This is a genomic window from Streptomyces flavofungini, assembly GCF_014650815.1.
In the GTDB taxonomy this organism is placed as follows: domain Bacteria; phylum Actinomycetota; class Actinomycetes; order Streptomycetales; family Streptomycetaceae; genus Streptomyces; species Streptomyces flavofungini.
This window is the reverse complement of record NZ_BMVR01000001.1, coordinates 37,003-55,051: the sequence shown is the minus strand read 5'-3', so window position 1 is coordinate 55,051 and position 18,049 is coordinate 37,003. Positions and strand designations below refer to the sequence as shown.

Annotated in this window: 16 protein-coding genes; 8 read left to right on the top strand and 8 right to left on the bottom strand. The window is 73.5% G+C overall.

Going from position 1 to position 18,049, the window contains the following annotated elements:
- The first annotated feature begins 59 nt into the window (after positions 1–59).
- The 3 genes from IE274_RS00225 to IE274_RS00215 all read left to right on the top strand — a co-directional run bounded on the left by IE274_RS00225 (position 60) and on the right by IE274_RS00215 (position 3,866).
- Positions 60–188 carry a SapB/AmfS family lanthipeptide gene (locus IE274_RS00225; protein WP_190113473.1) on the top strand — a complete coding sequence of 43 codons (129 nt, stop codon included), beginning with the start codon at positions 60–62 and terminating at the stop codon, positions 186–188.
- Positions 189–270: 82 nt separating this feature from the next.
- Complete coding sequence (locus IE274_RS00220) at positions 271–2,010, top strand: ABC transporter ATP-binding protein (protein ID WP_190113472.1); 1,740 nt, start codon at positions 271–273, stop codon at positions 2,008–2,010.
- Positions 2,007–3,866, top strand: coding sequence for an ATP-binding cassette domain-containing protein (locus IE274_RS00215; protein ID WP_229909057.1), 1,860 nt, complete (start codon positions 2,007–2,009; stop codon positions 3,864–3,866). Before IE274_RS00220 ends, IE274_RS00215 begins: the two co-directional genes overlap by 4 nt.
- Here IE274_RS00215 and IE274_RS00210 read toward each other — a convergent pair whose 3' ends face one another.
- Positions 3,867–4,478 carry a response regulator transcription factor gene (locus IE274_RS00210; RefSeq protein WP_190113471.1) on the bottom strand — a complete coding sequence of 204 codons (612 nt, stop codon included), beginning with the start codon at positions 4,476–4,478 and terminating at the stop codon, positions 3,867–3,869. It lies immediately after the preceding gene.
- Between the two features lie 446 nt (positions 4,479–4,924).
- Positions 4,925–5,563 carry a TetR family transcriptional regulator gene (locus IE274_RS00205; protein ID WP_190113470.1) on the bottom strand — a complete coding sequence of 213 codons (639 nt, stop codon included), beginning with the start codon at positions 5,561–5,563 and terminating at the stop codon, positions 4,925–4,927.
- Between the two features lie 289 nt (positions 5,564–5,852).
- Between IE274_RS00205 and IE274_RS00200 the strand changes: the two genes are divergently transcribed.
- Genes IE274_RS00200 through IE274_RS00190 form a run of 3 tightly spaced genes read left to right on the top strand, consistent with a single transcriptional unit; the run spans position 5,853 to position 9,189 of the window.
- Positions 5,853–7,352, top strand: coding sequence for a glycosyltransferase family 4 protein (locus IE274_RS00200; RefSeq protein ID WP_229909054.1), 1,500 nt, complete (start codon positions 5,853–5,855; stop codon positions 7,350–7,352).
- Positions 7,346–8,119 carry a class I SAM-dependent methyltransferase gene (locus IE274_RS00195; RefSeq protein WP_190113469.1) on the top strand — a complete coding sequence of 258 codons (774 nt, stop codon included), beginning with the start codon at positions 7,346–7,348 and terminating at the stop codon, positions 8,117–8,119. Before IE274_RS00200 ends, IE274_RS00195 begins: the two co-directional genes overlap by 7 nt.
- Positions 8,116–9,189: a prenyltransferase/squalene oxidase repeat-containing protein gene (locus IE274_RS00190; protein WP_190113468.1), complete on the top strand. Its 1,074-nt coding sequence runs from the start codon at positions 8,116–8,118 to the stop codon at positions 9,187–9,189. The genes IE274_RS00195 and IE274_RS00190 overlap by 4 nt, the downstream gene beginning before the upstream one ends.
- A gap of 43 nt (positions 9,190–9,232) precedes the next feature.
- On the opposite strand, the gene IE274_RS00185 is transcribed toward IE274_RS00190, so the two are convergent.
- Positions 9,233–9,526, bottom strand: a complete 294-nt coding sequence (locus IE274_RS00185; protein WP_190113467.1) for a hypothetical protein — start codon at positions 9,524–9,526, stop codon at positions 9,233–9,235.
- A 276-nt stretch (positions 9,527–9,802) separates the two neighbouring features.
- Between IE274_RS00185 and IE274_RS00180 the strand changes: the two genes are divergently transcribed.
- Complete coding sequence (locus IE274_RS00180) at positions 9,803–10,336, top strand: hypothetical protein (protein WP_190113466.1); 534 nt, start codon at positions 9,803–9,805, stop codon at positions 10,334–10,336.
- Positions 10,337–10,459: 123 nt separating this feature from the next.
- On the opposite strand, the gene IE274_RS00175 is transcribed toward IE274_RS00180, so the two are convergent.
- The 5 genes from IE274_RS00175 to IE274_RS00155 all read right to left on the bottom strand — a co-directional run bounded on the left by IE274_RS00175 (position 10,460) and on the right by IE274_RS00155 (position 16,479).
- Positions 10,460–11,473 (bottom strand): LLM class F420-dependent oxidoreductase, encoded by a 1,014-nt coding sequence (locus IE274_RS00175; protein ID WP_190113465.1) that lies wholly within the window; start codon positions 11,471–11,473, stop codon positions 10,460–10,462.
- A 130-nt stretch (positions 11,474–11,603) separates the two neighbouring features.
- Positions 11,604–12,494, bottom strand: coding sequence for a hypothetical protein (locus IE274_RS00170; RefSeq protein ID WP_190113464.1), 891 nt, complete (start codon positions 12,492–12,494; stop codon positions 11,604–11,606).
- Positions 12,495–12,776: 282 nt separating this feature from the next.
- Entirely contained in the window at positions 12,777–13,790 is a 1,014-nt protein-coding gene (locus IE274_RS00165) for an N-acetylmuramoyl-L-alanine amidase (RefSeq protein ID WP_190113463.1), read from the bottom strand.
- Positions 13,791–13,799: 9 nt separating this feature from the next.
- Positions 13,800–14,462, bottom strand: coding sequence for a class I SAM-dependent methyltransferase (locus IE274_RS00160; protein ID WP_190113462.1), 663 nt, complete (start codon positions 14,460–14,462; stop codon positions 13,800–13,802).
- 256 nt (positions 14,463–14,718) lie between these two features.
- Positions 14,719–16,479 (bottom strand): MFS transporter, encoded by a 1,761-nt coding sequence (locus IE274_RS00155; RefSeq protein WP_190113461.1) that lies wholly within the window; start codon positions 16,477–16,479, stop codon positions 14,719–14,721.
- A gap of 307 nt (positions 16,480–16,786) precedes the next feature.
- Between IE274_RS00155 and IE274_RS00150 the strand changes: the two genes are divergently transcribed.
- On the top strand, positions 16,787–18,013 hold the full coding sequence (locus IE274_RS00150; RefSeq protein WP_190113460.1) for a thiolase C-terminal domain-containing protein: 1,227 nt from the start codon (positions 16,787–16,789) through the stop codon (positions 18,011–18,013).
- The last annotated feature ends 36 nt before the right edge of the window (positions 18,014–18,049 follow it).

Sequence of the window (18,049 nt, the reverse complement as noted above, 5' to 3'; positions counted from 1 at the left end):
CCACCCGCACGGCCAGTACCACCACAACGCACGATGTCCCCATAAAGAAAGGCACGACGATGGCGCTTCTCGACCTGCAGAACATGGAGTCCGACGAGATGACCGGTGGCGGCGGCGGCCACGGCGGCGGCAGCCAGGTCAGCCTGCTGCTGTGCGCCAGCCAGGCGAGCTTCCTGCTTTGTCTGTGAGCTCAAGTCAGTGACGGGCCCGGGCGGCGCCACCTCGGTGGGCCGCCCGGGCTCGACGGCTTCCGAGAGGTCCCGCCCCGCCATGCCGACCACCGAACAGGCCGCACAGCGCCGCCTCTTGACCGAGTCCACCCGGTACAACACGGGGCGCTGCCTCGTCCTGTGCCTGCTCAGCCTCGCGGGCACGGGAGCGGGCCTGCTCCTTCCGCTCGCCATCGGCCGCGCCCTCGACGCCGTGCTCGCCGGGAACGACGCGACCGGCTGGGTGCTGTGGTGCGCCGCCCTCGTCGGCCTCATGGCCGCCCTCGACGCCGGTGAGGAAGTGCTCTCCGCGACCACGGCCGCCCGCACCACCCTGTGGCTGCGCGGCCGTCTCGTACGTCATGTTCTCGCCGTCGGCCCGCGCGCCACCGCCCGCTTCCCGGCCGGTGACCTGGTGGCCCGCCTGGTCGGCAACGCGGCGCAGGCCGGTACCGCGCCCGCCGTGCTCGCCGGGCTCTTCGCGGCCGTCGCCGCACCCGTCGGCGCCGTCGTGGCGCTCGGCCTCATCGACTTCTGGCTCGCGGCCGTCTTCCTCGGCGGGGCCCCGGTTCTGGTGCTGCTCCTGCGGGCGTTCACGCGGGCGTCGTCGGACTGCGTGGCCCAGTACCAGACCATCCAGGGCGACATCGCGGGCCGTCTCACCGAGGCGATCGGCGGGGCCCGGACCATCGCCGCCGCGCACACCGAGCGCAAGGAGGCGGCGCGGGTGCTCGCGCCGCTGCCCGAACTCGCCCGGCAGGGCGTCCGGATGTGGCACGTGCAGGCGCGCTCGCAGGCCCAGGCCGTCGCCCTCGCGCCGCTCCTGCAGATCGGCGTCGTCGCCATGGCGTGCTACCTGATCCTCCAGCACCGCTTGTCGGTGGGGGAGTTGCTCGCGGCCATCCGGTACGCGGCCCTCGCCACCGGCGTCGGCGTGCTGGTGGGCCAGCTCGGCGGCCTGGTGCGGGCCAAGGCCTCGGCGGGCAGGCTCGCCGAGGTCCAGGAGATACCGGCCACCCGGCACGGCGACGCCCGACTCCCCGCAGGAAAAGGCGCCTTGGAGCTACGAGGCGTCACCGCCCGGCGCGGCGGGCGCACCGTTCTCGACGGCGTCGACCTGACCGTCCCCGGCGGGCGCACCGTCGCCGTCGTCGGCCGCTCCGGCGCGGGCAAGTCACTGCTCGCCGCCCTCGCGGGCCGTCTCGCCGACCCCGATCAGGGCACGGTCCTCCTGGACGGCGTACCGCTCGGGAACCTCACCCGCGCGGAGCTGCGCCGCCACATCGGCTACGCCTTCGAGCGGCCCGCGCTGCTCGGCGCCACCATCGAGGACACCATCGGCTTCGGCGAACCCCGCCCCACCCGCGACAGCGTCCGGCGCGCCGCCGACGCCGCCTGCGCCGACGGGTTCGTCCGCAGCCTCCCCGAGGGCTACGCCACCACCTGCACGGCCGCGCCCCTGTCCGGTGGTGAGGCCCAACGCCTCGGCCTGGCCCGCGCGTTCGCCCGGGGCGGGCGGCTCATGATCCTCGACGACGCCCTCTCCAGCCTGGACACGGTCACCGAGCACCGCGTCGCGGAGGCCCTGTTGCGCACCGGTCCGTCCCGCACCCGCCTGATCGTCGCCCACCGCGCCGCCACCGCCGCCCGCGCGGACGCCGTGGCCTGGCTCGAAGGCGGCCGGATCCGTGCCTTCGACGCGCATGAACGGCTGTGGCAACTCCCGGACTACAGAGGGGCGTTCGAGCAGCAGGAGGACGGGGACGGGGACGGAGCCGAGGAAGGGGAGGGAGGCGAGTGAGCCGCAAGGGCGGGAGCGGCGCAGCGTCAGGCGGCGGCACGGGCACCTACGCCCGCGGCGCCCGCTTCCTGCGCGAGCGCCGGTGGGTGGTCGCCCAGATCGCCTTCTGGTCCGTCCTGGAGACCGGCCAGACCTTCCTCACCGGGTACGCCCTGGCGCACGCCCTCGACGACGGGTTCCTCGCCGGAGACGGAGCCGTCGGTCTCGGCTGGCTGCTCGCCGCCGCGGGCGGGGTGCTGGTCGCGGCGTACGGCACCGGGCAGGTGTTCCGTGCGGTGGCCCGGCTGGTCGAGCCGATGCGGGACGTGCTCGTGCGGCACGTCGTGGCGCGCGGCATCGAGGAGGCCGACAGCGCCGCCGTGTCGCGGCTCACCCAGCAGGTGGAGACCGCGCGGGACACCTTCGCGGGCCTGGTGATGGTGTCGCGGTCCTTCGTGTTCACGGCCGTGGGTGCGCTGATCGGCCTGTGCACCCTGGCCCCGCTGCTCGTCCTGGTCGTGGCGCCGCCGCTGGTCGCGGGTGTCGGCCTGTTCGTCCTGACCCTGCGCCCGCTGGCCCGCCGCCAGGAGGACTACCTCGCCGCCGACGAGGGCATCGCGACCGAACTCGGCGCCGTCTGCCCCGGGTTGCGGGACGTCACCGCCGCGGGCGCCGAGGAGCCGACGGCCGCCGCCGTCGAGGACCGCCTCAGCACCGAGTACGAGACGTCACGCACCCTGGCCCGCTGGTCCGTCGTCCGCATCGGCTCCCTCGCGCTGGGCGGCCAGCTCCCCCTCGTGCTGCTGCTCGCCACCGGCCCCTGGCTCCTGTCCCACGACGTCACCCCGGGCGAACTCGTCGGCGCCCTCACCTACGTCACCCAGGCCCTCCTCCCGGCCCTGCACAACCTGGTCCACGGCCTGGGCTCGGCGGGCACACGCCTGGTGGTGATCCTGCGGCGGCTGGTGCCGGAGGAGACGGGGGAGGTCCGGGGGGCCGAGGGGGCTTCCGGGGCGGCGGCACTTCCGGAGACCGGCGGCTCGGTGCCGGTGACCGGGGCCGGGGCCGGGTCCGAGGCCGGGACCACCGCGCCCGCCTTGACGAAGACCCCCGCCGAGCCGGAACCATCCCCGACGACGGCACCCCCCGCCCTCCACCTCACCTCCGTCACCTTCGCCTACGGCCCCCACGCCGAACCCGTCATCCGCGACCTCGACCTGGTCCTGCCGCGCGGCGGGCACCTGGCCGTCGTCGGGCCCAGCGGGGTCGGCAAGTCGACGCTCGCGGGCCTCGTCGCGGGGATGCTGGCGCCGGGGAGCGGCAGCGTGCTGGTGGCCGGGCGGGACGCGCGGGACGAGGGGGCGGTGGCGCGCCGCGTCCTCATCCCGCAGGAGGCGTACGTCTTCGGCGGCACCCTGGGGGAGAACCTGCGCTATCTGCGCTCCGACCCGGTGCCGGACGCCGAACTCCTCGACGCCGCCCACGCCGTCGGCCTCGGCCCGCTCGCCGAGCGCCTCGGCGGGCTCGGGGCGCGGCTCGAACCGGCGGCGCTGTCGGCGGGCGAACGCCAGCTCATCGCCCTGACCCGCGCCTATGTCGCGTACGCCGAACTCGCCGTGCTCGACGAGGCGACCTGTCATCTCGACCCGGAGGCGGAGTCCCGCGCCGAGCGCGCCTTCGCCGCCCGGCCCGGCGGCACGCTCATCGTCGTCGCGCACCGCATCAGCTCGGCCCGCCGCGCCGACCGCGTCCTGGTCCTCGACGGACCCCGTACGGACTGCGGCCGGCACGGCGAACTGCTCAAGCGCTCGGAGCTGTACCGCGACCTGGCGGGCAACTGGAACCCGACGGCCGTCGCGCACCCGGTCCTGCCCTGATCACACCCAGCCCTCCCCTAAGGAAATCCTGATCGCGTCGACCTTGTTGCGGGCCCCGGTCTTCCGGGTGATCGCGGCCATGTAGTTGCGTACCGTGCCGTTCGACAGATGTAGCCGGTGCGCTATCTCCGCGACGGACGCCCCTCCGGCGGCCAGCGTCAACACGCTCAACTCCCGCTGGGTCAGCGGCATCTGGGCGGCCTTCAGGAATCCGAAGCCGAGCGAGTCGTCGACGTAGCGCACCCCGGCCGCCACCTGTCTGATCGCGGTGAGCAGCTGCTCGGGCACGCTCGCCTTGTCGACGAAGCCGACCGCGCCCGCGTCCAGGGCCCGGCGCAGCAGCCCCGGCCGGTGCGCCGAGGCGAGGACGAGCAGCGGGCAGCGGGTGCCCGTGCCGGTCGCGGTGGTCTTGAGCTCGCCGAGCGGCGCGAGCGCGTACCCGGTCTCGCAGTCGAGATCGGCGACGCACAGATCGGGCCGCACCGAGCCGAGGCGGCGTCGGGCGGCACCCCATGGCGTGTGGAACACCTCCAAGTCGGGCTCACGGGCGAGTCGTTCCGCCAGAGCCGATCGCAGCAGACAGGCGTCGTGCACGAGAAGTACCCGGATCACGTTTCTGCCCCTCCAGCCCCGTGCTCCTCCAGGTTCCGGTCCGGGCCGCGTTACTCGCCCCTCCTGCTTCGAGTCCCACCCGAACGCCGTCCGAACCCCACCTGGTGTCCCGGCCCCGGCTGTTCGCCGGCGTGCCGAGCATTGCGCAGACCATTGAAAGCCGAAGTGTGGCTGTCATGGACGCTGAGAACTGGCCAACGCGATGCCAGGGGGCGCATATGTCCGAACCAAGTGCGCCCCCCGTGCGACAGCTCACCGGCCGGAAGAACGCACTCTGCCCCTACGTGGTGTCACTGAGCCCCTACGATGCGTCGGCCGCCGCGTCGGCGCCGTCCGGCGGGCGTGCCATCGGGACGAATCGGGCACCATCCGGCGGACTCGGCACCATCCGGCGGACTGGGTGCCATCCGGCGGACCCTGGCACCGTCCGGCAGGCTCGGGCACCCTCAGGCGGACTCGGGCACCGTCAGGTCGATCAACCGGCACACCATCTCGATGTCGATCTTGACCTGGGCGATCGAGGCGCGCCCCGACAGCCAGGTGATCAGCGCGGAGTGCCAGGTGTGCTCGATGACCCGCACCGCGGAGAGCTGTGCGGCGGTGGGCTGCCCGTCCAGGCCCATGGCGTCCAGGACGATCGCCGTGGTGAGCCGCGAGACCGTGTCGACCTCCGGGCTCACCGACCGGTCGGCGAAGGTGAGGGCGCGCACCATCGCGTCCGCTAGGTGCGGCTCGCGCTGCAGGGCGCGGAAGGCCCGCATCAGGGTCTCGGCGACACGCTCCGCCGGGGTCCGTCCGGCCGGGGGGTGTTTGCGCAGCGTGGTGTGCATGTGCTGCAACTGGTCCTGCATCGTCGCGACGAGCAGGTGCACCTTCGACGGGAAATAGCGGTAGAGCGTGCCGAGTGCGACGCTCGACGACTCCGCCACCTCCCGCATCTGGACGGCGTCGAAGCCGCCTCGGCTCGCCAGTTGGGCGCTCGCGTGCAGGATGCGGCGGCGGCGCGCCTCCTGGCGCTCGGTGAGGGGCGGCGACGCCGGATGTGCCGCGCCCGCTCCCGCCGCCGTCTTCGCGTCAGCCGTCATAGTCCCGTCGCCCCGTCAGTCCCGTCAGCGGTGTCCGTCAGTCCCGCCCCGTCCCCGTGCCGTTCCTGGCCGTGCCCGGCCGTGCCCGTTCATCGGGACCGCACAGCATGGCAGGGCGGCCGCCGTGGCGCGAATCACCTGATCCGGACCTTCCGGCCCGGCTACCTGCCGGTAGATTCGAGCGGGTCCGGCGATCAAGGACGATCATGACGGGAACAAGTCTGAAACTTGTTCTAGATTACCGTCCCGGCGTAATCTCGCGGACAACTGAAGGCAGAAGGGGGCCAGAGTGACCGCTGAGGCCATGGAGGCGGGTCCCCTGCCGGGGCCGGTGCCGGGCGCGACCCCGGGGACGACGCCGGACGTGCCGCCGGGCACGGCCGCCGACGGCGGCCGCCGGCTGCGCATCGCGCTCCTCACGTACAAGGGGAACCCGTTCTGCGGCGGCCAGGGTGTCTACGTACGCCACCTCTCCCGTGAGCTGGTCCGCCTCGGTCACCGCGTCGAGGTCATCGGCGCGCAGCCCTACCCCGTGCTCGACGAGGGCGAGGACCTGCGCGGGCTCAGCCTCACCGAGCTGCCGAGCCTGGACCTCTACCGCTCCCCGGACCCCTTCCGGACCCCGAAGCGCGACGAGTACCGCGACTGGATCGACGCCCTCGAAGTCGGCACGATGTGGACCGGCGGCTTCCCCGAGCCGGTCACCTTCAGCCTGCGCGCCCGCCGCCACCTGCGCGCCCGGCGCGGCGAGTTCGACGTCGTGCACGACAACCAGACGCTCGGCTACGGCCTCCTCGGCGACCTGGGCGCCCCCCTGGTGACGACCGTCCACCACCCCATCACCGTCGACCGCCGCCTGGAGCTGGACGCCGCGCCCGACTGGAAGCGCCGGGCGTCCGTGCGCCGCTGGTACGCGTTCACGCGGATGCAGAAGCGCGTCGCGCGCCGCCTGCCGTCGATCCTCACCGTGTCCGGCACCTCGCGCCAGGAGATCGTCGACCACCTCGGCGTCCGCCGCGACCGCGTCAACGTCGTCCACATCGGCGCCGACACCACCCTCTTCTCGCCCGACCCGGCGGTGCCCGAGGTGCCGGGCCGGATCGTGACGACGTCCAGCGCCGACGTACCCCTCAAGGGCCTGATCCACCTCGTCGAGGCGCTCGCCAAGGTCCGCACCGAGAACCCCGCGGCGCACCTCGTCGTCGTCGGCAAGCGCGCCGAGGACGGCCCGGTGGCACAGGCCATCGAGAAGTACGGCCTCCAGGGCGCCGTCGAGTTCGTCAAGGGCATCACCGACGAGGAACTGGTGGACCTGGTCCGCTCGGCCCAGATCGCCTGCGTGCCGTCCCTGTACGAGGGCTTCTCGCTGCCCGCCGCCGAGGCCATGGCGACCGGGACACCGCTGCTCGCCACCACCGGCGGGGCGATCCCGGAGGTCGCGGGCCGCGACGGCGACACCTGCCTCGCGGTGCCTCCGGGCGACGCGGGCGCGCTCGCCGCGGGCCTCACCCGGCTCCTCGGCGACCCGGCACTGCGGGCGCGGCTCGGCGCCGCGGGCCGCGCGCGGGTCCTCGACCGGTTCACCTGGGCCCGCGCCGCCCAGGGCACCGCGGAGTTGTACCGCGAGGCGATCGACCGCTCCGCGAGCCGGGGCGCCGCCCGCGCGGTGGCCCGCGGGCAGGCGCTGCCGACGGCCGGGGCCACCGGCGCACCCGCGCTGCCGACGGCCGCCACCGCGGTCTCCGGCGAAGTTGCAGGACCTCAACCCGAAAGCAGGGCCACGTGCTGACCGTCGACTTCACCCGCTTCCCGCTCGCCGCGGGGGACCGCGTGCTCGATCTGGGCTGCGGGGCGGGCCGGCACGCCTTCGAGTGCTACCGGCGCGGCGCCCGGGTGGTCGCCCTGGACCAGAACGCGGACGAGATCCGCGAGGTCGCCAAGTGGTTCGCGGCGATGAAGGAGGCGGGCGAGGCCCCGGCGGGCGCGACCGCCACCGCCATGGAGGGCGACGCCCTCAACCTGCCGTTCCCCGACGAGTCGTTCGACGTCGTCATCATCTCCGAGGTGATGGAGCACATCCCCGACGACAAGGGCGTGCTCGCCGAGATGGTCCGGGTCCTCAAGCCGGGCGGCCGGATAGCCGTGACCGTGCCGCGCTACGGCCCGGAGAAGGTCTGCTGGGCGCTCAGCGACGCCTACCACGAGGTCGAGGGCGGCCACATCCGCATCTACAAGGCCGACGAACTCCTCGCCAGGATGCGGGAGTCGGGCCTCAAGCCGTACGGCACCCACCACGCGCACGCGCTGCACTCGCCGTACTGGTGGCTGAAGTGCGCGTTCGGAGTCGGCAAGGACGGCAAAGACGCAGCGCTGCCGGTGCGGGCGTACCACAAGCTCCTGGTCTGGGACATCATGAAGAAGCCCCGGGCCACCCGCGTCGCCGAGCAGCTCCTCAACCCGGTCGTCGGCAAGAGCTTCGTGGCGTACGCGACCAAGCCGCACCTGCCCCGCACCGCCACCACCGACCCGGCCGCCGACACGAAGGCCGGGGCGTGACGATTCCCGAGCGCACCGAACACCTGGTCCTGCCGGGCGTTCTGACGGCCGATCAGGCGACGGCCACGGTCCGCGGCATCCTCGCCGTCCAGCGCGCGGACGGCGCCATACCCTGGTTCCGCGGCCACCACCTCGACCCGTGGGACCACACCGAGGCCGCCATGGCCCTGGACGCCGCCGGCGAGCACGCGGCCGCCGCCCGCGCCTACGAGTGGCTGGCCCGGCACCAGAACCCGGACGGCTCCTGGTACGCGGCCTATGCCGACGGCGACCCCGACGACGTCACCGACCGCGGCCGCGAGACCAACTTCTGCGCGTACGTCGCCGTCGGCGTCTGGCACCACTACCTCAGCACCGGCGACGAGGCCTTCCTCGACCGCATGTGGCCCGTCGTCGTCGCGGCCGTCGAGTTCGTCCTCGCACTCCAGCAGCCCGGCGGCCAGATCGGCTGGAAGCGCGACCCCGACGGCACCCCCGTCCCGGACGCGCTCCTCACCGGCTGCTCCTCCGTCTACCAGGCCTTGCGCTGCGCCCTCGCCCTCGCCGACCTGCGCGACGACCCGCAGCCGGACTGGGAGCTGGCGACGGGCGCCCTCGGCCACGCCATCCGCCACCACCCCGAGCGCTTCCTCGACAAGGACCGCTACTCCATGGACTGGTACTACCCGGTCCTCGGCGGCGCGGTCACCGGGCCGGAAGCCAAGTCCCGCATAGAAGAAGGCTGGGACCGCTTCGTCGTCCCCGGCCTCGGCGTCCGCTGCGTGCACCCCAACCCGTGGGTCACCGGCGGCGAGAGCGCCGAACTCGCCCTCGCCCTCTGGGCCCTCGGCGAGTCCGACCGCGCCCTCGACATCCTCAAGTCCATCCAGCACCTCCGCGATCCCGAGTCCGGCCTCTACTGGACCGGCTACGTCTTCGAGGACGCCGCGATCTGGCCCGTCGAGCTGACCACGTGGACGGCGGGCTCCCTGCTGCTCGCGGTGGCGGCGCTGGGCGGGGACGAGGCGACGTGCGGGGTGTTCTCGGGAGCGGGACTTCCGGTCGGCCTGGAGCCGGACTGCTGCGGCTGAGGCCCCGGGCCCCGGGGGCGGTGCGGCCGGGTCGGCGCGGCGCTCAGTGCCGCCGCAGCCGCCCCGCGAGGAAGTGCCCCGCGACGAGGTAGACGACCGCCGCGAGGCCGTACCCCGCGACCACGCGGGCCCAGCGCTCGTCGAACGTGAACAGATCGTGCGACCAGCTCGCGAGCCAGCGGGCGGAATCATGCACGACCTGCACGAGGTCATTGGCACGGTTGGCGTCCAGCAGGTCCATCAGGACCCACAGGGCGAGGATGAAGGCCATCACGTCCGCGATGACGACGACGACCTTGGCGGCTTCCGTCGTGCGTTGTTTGTGTACGGGGGACATGGGGGGCGGGTACCGGGGGAGGGGTGGCCGAAACCTGGGGGCGGTGGGGTGCCGCTTCGGCTGGGGCGGGGTGGCCGTCACGTGGGCCGCGGGGTGGCCGTCATGCGGGCCGTGGGGTGGCCGTCATGCGGGCCGTGGGGTGGCGGTCACGTGGGCCGCGGGGTGTCGATCCAGCCGTGCCGTGGCCCGTCCACCCCGCTGGCCGCGCCCCGGTGGCGGGCCCGGCCGCACCGGGTGAGGCTGGCGGCGGCCGCCCCCACCCGCCCGGAGGTCACCGTGCCCCGCTCCCTGCTCCGCGCCCTCGTCCCCCTGCTCCTCTGCGCCCTCCTCGCGGGCACGACGGCGGCGTGCGACGGCGACGACAAGGACTCCGCCGCGACGCCCACGAGCACGGTCGAACGCCAGAAGCTCGCGAAGACCCGGTTCGTCGCCAACGCGGGGCTCGCCGCCGGGGCGACGTACCAGTGGATCGTGAAGCCCTACCGCGCGGGCACGTTCGCCTCCGGCGCCGACGGCCGCCGCTTCGCCCTCATCAAGGCGGGCCTGGCCGGCGCCTTCACCTACAACCGCCTCAAGGCCGCCCTCCGCAACGCCAAGGGCGACCCGACCCTGGCCAAGGCGGTCGCCCCCCTCACTGTCGGGGTCGAAGCCCTCAAGAACCTCCCGTCCAAACTCCGCAAGGGTGACTCCACGGAGTCCGTGGTGAACTCCTTCGACGGCGCGATCAACAAGGTCAAGGACGCGGGGAAGGGGGCGGGGGCCGAGGTGACGAACAAGGTGCCGTCGGCGGGGGAGCTGGCCCGCGGGTGATCCCACTTCATTCGGCGCGACGGGCGAGCTGACCCTGGGCGCGGTGGCGATCTTCCGCTGAGGCGGGGGCGGGGGCGGGGCCCGCCCGGACCGGACGCGGGGCGCCCGGCCGCCGCCCGGCGGCTACGCGTTCAGCTCCGCGAGCACCCGCAGCGTCCCCGGATCCCGCGCCAGCACCAGCAGATCCGTCACCGGCCCCTTGCGCCACGCCGCGAGCCGCTCCGCGATCCGTGCGCGCGGCCCGACCAGCGAGATCTCGTCGGCGAACGCGTCCGGCACCGCGAGCACCGCCTCCTCGCGCCGTCCGGCCAGGAACAGCTCCTGCACCCGCCGCGCCTCCTCCTCGTACCCCATCCGCCCCATCAGATCGGCGTGGAAGTTCCGGGCCGCGTGCCCCATGCCCCCGATGTAGAAGCCGAGCATCGCCTTGACCGGCAGCAGCCCCTCGGTCACGTCGTCGCACACCGCGGCCCGCACCAGCGGCGCCACCATGAACCCGGGCCGCAGCCCGTCGCCGAGCGACGCCTCGTACACGTCCGTGCGCGTCGGCGACCAGTACAGCGGCAGCCAGCCGTCCGCGATCCGGGCGGTCTGCGCGATGTTCCTGGGCCCCTCGGCGCCGAGCAGGATCGGCAGGTCGCCGCGCAGCGGGTGGGTGATCGACTTGAGGGGCTTGCCGAGTCCGGTGCCGTCCGCACCCGGGTAGGGGAGGGGGTGGAACCGTCCGTCGAGCGCCACCGGCCCTTCCCGCGCGAGCACTTGCCGTACGACGTCGACGTACTCCCGCGTCGCGGTGAGCGGCGACTTCGGGAACGGCCGCCCGTACCAGCCCTCCACGACCTGCGGCCCCGAAAGGCCGAGCCCGAGCAGCATCCGCCCGCCGGAGAGGTGGTCGAGGGTGAGGGCGTGCATGGCGGTGGTGGTGGGGGAGCGGGCCGCCATCTGCGCGACAGCGGTGCCGAGGCGGATCCGCGAGGTGTGCGCGGCGATCCACGTCAGCGCCGTGAACGCGTCCGACCCCCAGGCCTCCGCCGTCCACACCGAGTCGTACCCGAGCCGCTCGGCCGCCCGCGCCAGTTCCAGGTGCCGGGGTTCGGGGCCGCGGCCCCAGTATCCGAGCGCGAGCCCGAGCCGCATGGGTCCTCCAGGGAGCAGACCAAGAGAGCTGACGGTTCGTCAGATTCGGATCGACTGGAGGACTGTACGCCAGCGGCCCCCCGCCCGGAAGGGGCGAGGGGCCGCTGAGGTGCTGCGGGAGCGCGCGGACTCAGCCGCGCTGGATCCCCGTGGTGTCCTGCAGGACGCCGCGACGGCCGTCCTGCGTCTGCGCCACCAGGCTCTGGCCGCGCTGCTCCACGGCCAAGTACCAGGTGCCGGGAGCCAGTTCCGCGATCGGGGTCGGCGAACCGTCCTCCGCGTACAGCGGACGCGGCACCGGTACGGCGAACCAGAACGGCGAGAAGTCCCCGGCCGGGGCGCCGGCCTGCTGCGCCTGCGCGGGCGGCGGCGTCTGGCCGCCACCCTGCGGCTGGCCGCCGTAGGGCTGCGCCGGGGCGGCGGGCTGGGCGCCGTAGGGCTGACCGGGCTGGCCCGGCTGGGCACCCTGCGCGCCCGGGTAGCCGTAGCCGCCCTGCGGCTGGCCGCCGTAGGGCTGCGGGGCCTTGGGGCCGCCGCCGCCCGCGAGGGGGGCCTTGAGGGCGGGGACGATGTTCGTGGCGACCGCGGCGGCGGCCAGTGCGAGGGCGCCGATCAGGCCGAGGATCAGACCCATGCCCGCGTCGGGAGAGTCGGAGCCACCGCTGCGCTGGCCACCCAGGCCGCTGTTGCTGAGCGCCTCGAAGAAGAAGCCGAACGACTGGTCCGTGTCGAAGATCGCGCCGAGCGAGCTCCAGGCGGAGGCAATGGCGAAGGCGATGCCGACCTGGATGAGGTCCAGGCCGACGATCTTGCGCTGCCCGCCCGTGGCACGGCCGAGAACGATGCACGCGGCGCCGATGATGCCGATGAGGTACATGCCCATCAGCAGGCTGCCGTTTTCCCAGGCATTGGGGGCGTCATCGCCCGCGTCGTCAAAGGTGTCGAGGAACGAGGCGATGAAGAGCAACACCGCTGCTCCGATCACCACGCCGTCGCCTCGAGTGAGGGAGCGGAAATTCACTTCAGGGTCCTTCGTCAGTCGTCTCGTCGGTAGAGGCGTCGCTGTCGCCGTAGTCGCGGTCGTGTCGCGGTGCGCGAAGCGCGGGGGTGGCCCCTCATCGTAGGGAGGACACTATCCTCCGGTCAGCCGGGGTGTCTGCTTGGGATAAAGATCGTCACTCAGTGAAGATCTGCCGGTTGCCGTCCCGTGACGAGACGGCATCGAACACATCACGACATGGGGCGATACCCCGGAATCCGCCCCCCCTCGAACGCCCGCCCTCCGCCCGGCGCCCGCCTGTGTCTACCCGCGCAGGAAGCTCTCGATGCCGTCCGAGAGGCCCTGGGCCGCCTTCTGCCGCCAGGTGCCGCTCGTCAGCAGGGCCTCGTCCTTCGGGTCGCGCATGTTGCCGCACTCGATGAACACCTTCGGCACCTTCGACAGGTTGAGGCCGCCGAGGTCGCCGCGGACGTCCAGGCCGGTGCCGCCGCCCACGTAGTTGGAGGGGGCGCTCTTGGTGACGCTCAGGAACTTGCCCGCGATGCGCTCGCCCAGGTCGCGGGAGGGGCCGACGATGGCGGTGGTGTCCGCGGCGCCGCCCCGCACCTTCGCGGGCAGGATGACGTGGAAGCCGCGGTTGCCGACGGCCGAGCCGTCCGCGTGCAGGGAGACCACGGCGTCGGCGCGGGCCTCGTTGCCGATCCGGGCGCGCTCGTCGACGCAGGGGCCGAAGGCGCGGTCGGCGTCGTGCGTGAAGCGGACCGTGGCGCCCTGCCGGTGCAGCAGGTCGCGCAGGCGGTGGGCGAGGTCCAGGGTGAACCGGGCCTCCGTGTAGCCGTTGTTGGTGGACGTGCCCGTGGTGTCGCACTCCTTGCTGTTCGTCCCGATGTTCACGGGGCGGTTGATCTCAGCGGTGTGCTGGAAGTTCCCCGGGTTGTGGCCGGGGTCCACCACGACGACCTTGCCCTTGAGGGGGCCGGACGCGGCGGGACGGCCCCCGGCGGGGCGGCCCGACGGCTTCGGGTCGTCGTCGGGCTTGGAGGACCTCGACGGCTTCGACGGCTTGCCGGGCTTCGGGGACTTGGCGGACTTCGTCGCGTCGGCGCTCGGCTTCGAGGGCGAGCCCTGCTCCGAGCGGCTGGCGGACGGCAGGGTTCTGGCCGGTTTGCCGTCGTCGGAGTCGCTCGCGGTGTCCATGAGGAGATATCCGGCGAGGGCGCCGGGCACGAGCACGGCGAGGGCGACCGCGAGCGGGCGGCCGCCGCGGAAGCGGCGGGGCGGGCGCGGTGGATGGCTGTCCGGACCTACGTACGACACGGGGCGAGCCTAGCCGCGCCGTAGGTCGGCCGCGCCGGTTCGGCGCAGGACGCGGAGCGAGTCGGTGGCCGAGATCTCCGTGAATGCCCCGGATTCCAGGGCGCGGAGATAGATCCGGTACGGCGCCTGTCCGGTCCACTCGTCCACCGGGTCGGGGAACACGTCGTGGATGACGAGCAGCCCGCCCTCCGCGAGGTGCGGCGCCCACCCCTCGTAGTCCGCGTTCGCGTGCTCGTCGGTGTGGCCGCCGTCGATGAAGACGAGGGCGACGGGGGTGTTCCACACCGCCGCGACCTGCGGGGATCGGCCGACGACCGCGATGACGTGGTCTTCGAGACCGGCCCGGTGCAGGGTCCTGCGGAACGTCGGCAGCGTGTCCATGCGGCCGATCTCCGGGTCGACCGTGGCCGGGTCGTGGTAGTCCCAGCCGGGCTGCTGCTCCTCGCTGCCCCGGTGGTGGTCGACGGTGATCACGCTCACACCGGCGGCGCGCGCCGCGTCCGCGAGCAGGATCGTGGAGCGGCCGCAGTACGTGCCGACTTCGAGCAGGGGCAGCCCGAGCGCCGCGGCCTCGGTGGCCGCCGCGTACAGGGCGAGGCCCTCCCGCACGGGCATGAAGCCCTTCGCGGCCTCGAAGGCGTCGAGAACGTCAGGACCGGGCTCGACGGCCATGGGTTCCTCCTCGGGGCGGGCGCGTGGGGGCCCGCGGGGTGCGCGTGGTGAACAGGCCCGCGCGTACGGGCGTGCTGGGCACCCGCGTACGGACAGGGCGCCCCGCGTACGGATCGGCGGGGCGCCCCATCGTGCACCACACCCCCGTCACAGGGGTGATGGGGGTGGTGACGGGGGTGTGGTGGTTCGTGTGGCGGGCGCGGGCCTGGACCTCGGCTTCAGGTCAGAGCCCGGGCCCCAGGTCAGGGCCTGGGCCTCAGGCCAGGACCTCGCTCTCGCCCGGCAGCGCCAGGTCGACCTCCACCGGCCGCTCCCCACCGGGGTGCGCGGCCGAAGCGGCGAGCGGCGCGTGCCCCGCCGCCGTCGCCGCGAGCACATAGGACCCGTCGGCCGGGACGTCCAGGGCGTACCGCCCCGCGCCGTCCGTCAGCGCCGCGCCCGCCTGCTTGCCCCGCTGGTCGATCAGCGTGACCTTGGCCCGCGCGACCGGCGCGCCGGAGGCGGCGAGCACCCGCCCGTGGAAGCCGCCGAGGGCCCGCTCGGCCCGTTCGATGCCCGCGTCCTCCTCGCTGCTGGCCCGCAGTTGCGGCTTGTCCTGCGCGGGGGCGCGCTGGCGGCCCGGCAGGAACAGGGCGAGCAGCAGGCCGACGGCGACCGCGCCGGTGGCGATGAGGAAGGAGGTGCGGAAGCCTTCCATGGTGGGGACGTCGACCGGCCCCACGTGGTCCGCGGTGTTGGCGAGCACCATGCCGATGACGGCGCTCGACACGGACGTGCCGATGGACCGCATCAGGGTGTTGAGGCCGTTGGCCGCGCCCGTCTCGGACGGGTCGACGGCGCCGATGATCAGGGCGGGCAGCGAGGAGTAGGCGAGGCCGATGCCCGCGCCCACGATCACCGAGATGACGATGGTCTGCCAGGCGGCGCCCATCAGGCCGAGGCCCGCGCCGTAGCCGATGGCGATGATCAGCAGGCCGAGGATCAGGGTGATCTTCGGGCCGTACTTCGCCGACAGGCGCGCGTACACCGGCGCGGTGAACATCATCGTCAGGCCGAGCGGCGCCACGCACAGGCCCGCGACGACCATGGACTGGCCGAGGCCGTACCCGGTGGACGTGGGCAGTTGGAGGAGCTGGGGCAGGACGAGGGAGATGGCGTAGAAGGCGACGCCGACCATGATCGAGGCGAGGTTGGTGAGCAGGACCTCGCGCCGGGCGGTGGTGCGCAGGTCCACCAGCGGTGCCTGCAGGCGCAGTTCCAGTACGCCCCACAGCAGCAGGACGACGGCCGACGCCCCGAAGAGCCCGAGGGTCAGGCCCGAACTCCAGCCCCAGTCGCTGCCCTTGGTGATGGGCAGCAGGAAGAGCACGAGTCCGGTGGCCAGGCCGAGGGCCCCGGCCACGTCGAAGGTGCCTTCCGCGCGCAGCGGGCTCTCCGGCACCAGGAAGAAGATGAGCGCCATCGCGAGGACGCCGAGGCCCGCGGAGCCGAAGAACAGGGCGTGCCAGTCGGTGTGCTGGGCGACGAGCGCGGCGGCGGGCAGCGCGAGGCCGCCGCCGACGCCGACGGACGAGCTCATCAGGGCCATCGCGGAGCCGAGCTTCTCGCGCGGCAGCTCGTCGCGCATCAGGCCGATGCCGAGGGGTATCGCGCCCATCGCGAAGCCCTGCAGGGCGCGGCCGACGATCATCACGAGCAGGTCGTCGGTGAACGCGCAGACCAGCGAGCCGACGACCATCACGGCGAGGCTGGTGAGCAGCATCCGGCGCTTGCCGAACAGGTCGCCGAGGCGGCCCATGATCGGCGTGGAGACGGCGCCCGCGAGCAGGGTCGAGGTCATGACCCAGGTGGCGTTGGAGGGTGCGGTGCCGAGCAGCGTCGGCAGGTCCTTGATGACGGGGACGAGCAGCGTCTGCATGACGGCGACGACGATGCCCGCGAAGGCGAGGACGGGGACGACGGCGCCGGAGCCGCGCGCTGCGCGGTCACCGCCGGGGTGGGTCGTCGCGTGGGACATGGGCGTGCGGCCTCCGGGACGAAGGTGGGGGTGGGGTGGGACACCCGCAGGTATATGCACGATGAACCTGTATCCCTGGGCGACTATTCCGGCGGACGTCGAACCAAGGCAAGTCTTGACCCGCCATTGACCGGCTCTGTACGCGGCCATGGGAGCCGGGCCGGGTTCGCGCCGCCGAGGGGCATCCCGCCCGGCGCCTGGCCTTCCGTCGGATTGAAACGTGTTCTAGTCTTGCGCCGCCCAGCAACGGCCACCGCCCCGCACCCCCGCAGACCCGCCTGAGCAAGCTCACGGAAGGAGCCCAGCGGTGCAGAGCTACATCGTCGGCGTCGGCATGACGAAGTTCGAGAAGCCCGAGACCCGCGACTGGCAGTACTGGGACATGGCGAAGGAGGCGGGCACCGCCGCCCTCGCCGACGCCCGGATCGCGTACGAGCAGGTGGAACAGGTCGTCGCCGGATACTGCTTCCAGGCATCGACGGCGGGCCAGCGCGCGGCGTACGAGCTGGGCCTGACCGGGGTGCCGGTGCACAACGTCAACAACAACTGCGCCACCGGCTCCACCGCCCTGATGCTGGCCCGGCAGTTCGTCGCGGGCGGGCAGAGCGAGTGCGTGCTCGCGCTCGGCTTCGAGAAGATGAAGCGCGGCCCGCTGGGCGGCGGCGGCGACGGCGACTTCGCGACCTCCCCGGTGGCCCGGCACTACGGCGTCATGGCCGCGCGGCACGGCTTCGAGATGACACCGCCCACGGCCCAGATCTTCGGCAACGCGGCCCGCGAGCACATGGACCGGTACGGCACGACGCCCGCGCAGCTCGCGGCGGTCGCGGCGAAGAACCACCGGCACTCGGCGAACAACCCCAACGCCCAGTTCCAGGACGCTTATACGCCCGACGAGATCCTCGCCGCCAGGACCGTGCACGCCCCCCTCACCAAGCTCCAGTGCTCCCCGACGTCGGACGGCGCCGCGGCCGTGCTCGTGGCCTCCGCCGCGTTCGTGGACCGGCACGGCCTCGCGGACCGGGCGGTCGAGATCACGGCGCAGGCCATGACGACCGACACCGAGGAGTCCTTCGCCTCCGGCAGCTGCGTCGACGTCGTCGGCCGCCCCATGTCCCGCGAGGCCGCCCGCCAGGTGTACGAGGCGTCGGGCCTGACCGCCGACGACCTGGACGTCATCGAGCTGCACGACTGCTTCTCCATCAACGAACTCCTCACCTATGAGGCCCTCGGCCTGTGCGCGGAGGGCGAATCCGGCAAGCTCGTGGAGTCCGGCGCGACGACGTACGGCGGCCGCTGGGTGGTGAACCCCTCCGGCGGTCTCATCTCCAAGGGCCACCCGCTGGGCGCGACCGGCCTCGCCCAGGCCGCCGAACTGAGCTGGCAGTTGCGGGGCGAGGCGGGGCCGCGCCAGGTGCCGGGGGCGCGGGTGGGGCTCGCGCACAACATCGGCCTCGGCGGGGCGGCGGTGGTGACGCTGCTCACGCGGCCGGAGTGGCAGGCCGGACGTCGCACCCCCACTGCCGCAGACTGACCTCGGGATTCCGCGGGACCTAGGTCTCGCGACCCA